This window comes from Mycobacterium gordonae, assembly GCF_002101675.1.
Lineage (GTDB): Bacteria > Actinomycetota > Actinomycetes > Mycobacteriales > Mycobacteriaceae > Mycobacterium > Mycobacterium gordonae.
The window spans coordinates 1-1,293 of the sequence record NZ_LQOY01000137.1 but is presented as its reverse complement, the minus strand read 5'-3'; the positions used below and the strand labels follow the sequence as shown (position 1 = coordinate 1,293).

1 protein-coding gene is annotated in these 1,293 nt (G+C 68.9%); it reads left to right on the top strand.

The window, feature by feature from the left end:
• Positions 1-96: 96 nt before the first annotated feature.
• The coding region (locus AWC08_RS19765; RefSeq protein ID WP_244906516.1) for an HNH endonuclease signature motif containing protein at positions 97-1,293 on the top strand (1,197 nt) is incomplete at its 3' end.

The window sequence follows — 1,293 nt, the reverse complement described above, 5'->3', positions numbered from 1 at the left end:
AATTCGGGTATGAGTTGCGGCACCCGTGCGGACTGGGCGGAGGCGTTGGGTGCGCTTCGCGGGTCGGTGTCGCGGTTGTTGGAACTCGGTGCGGACATGCTGAGCACCCCGGAGTTGATGACGACGCTCGGCGAAATGGAGGTGCAGTGCCGGCGTCTGCCGGTGGCCGGCAACGTGTTGATCAATCGGCTTGCCGCCCAGGCGACTCCGGCCGAGTTGGGCGGAACCCTGGGCCAGGCGCTGGCCGATGTGCTGCGGGTGGTCAAGGACGAGGCGGACCGGCGCATCGGCGACGCCGCCGAGCTGGGACCGCGCCGCGCGCTGACCGGGCAACCGTTGGCCCCGGTGCTGTCTGCCACTGCCGCCGCACAACGGCGCGGCCTGATCGGGGCCGGGCACATCAAGGTGATCCGCACCTTCTTCAAGAAGCTGCCCACCACCATCGATGCGGCCTGGCGCGACTACGCCGAAGCCGATTTGGCCGGCAAAGCCGCCGCCGGCTGTCGCCCCGATGAAGTCGCCGACTACGCCAAGCTGCTGCAGAACTACCTGATGCCCGACGGCGACGGCCCCGACGAACCTCAACGGGCCCGCAAACGCGGCATCACCCTCGGCGCCCAACAACCCGACGGGATGTCGGAGATCCGCGGCCTGATCACCCCCGAATTCCGTGCCACCCTGGAACCGGTGGTGGCCAAACTCGGCGCCCCGGGCATGTGCAACCCTGCTGACGAGCAGCCCGTCACCGCGGGCAAAGCACCCGCCGACGCCGTTGACCGCGACACCCGCAACCACGCCCAACGCAGCCACGACGCGATCGCGGCCGGGCTGCGGATGCTGCTGGGCTCCACCGCCTTAGGCCGCCACCACGGGCTACCCACGTCAATCGTCGTCACCACCACCCTGGCCGAACTCGAAGCCGGCGCCGGACGCGGCCTGACCGCCGGAGGCACCCTGCTGCCCATGTCCGACGTCCTGCGGCTGGCCGCCCCGGCGCATCACTACCTCGCCATCTTCGACAAAGACAAAACCCTGGCCCTCTACCACGGCAAACGCCTGGCCTCCCCCGAACAACGCCTGATCCTGCTGGCCAAAGACCGCGGCTGCACCCGACCCGGCTGCACCGTGCCCGGCTACTGGACCCAGGTGCACCACCTCGAGGGATGGATAGCCAAGCGCCGCACCCACATCGACGAACTGACCCTGGCCTGCGGACCCGACAACAGACTGGTCGAACTCCACAAATACCGCACCCGCCACAACAACTACGGCATCACCGAATGGCGCCCACCC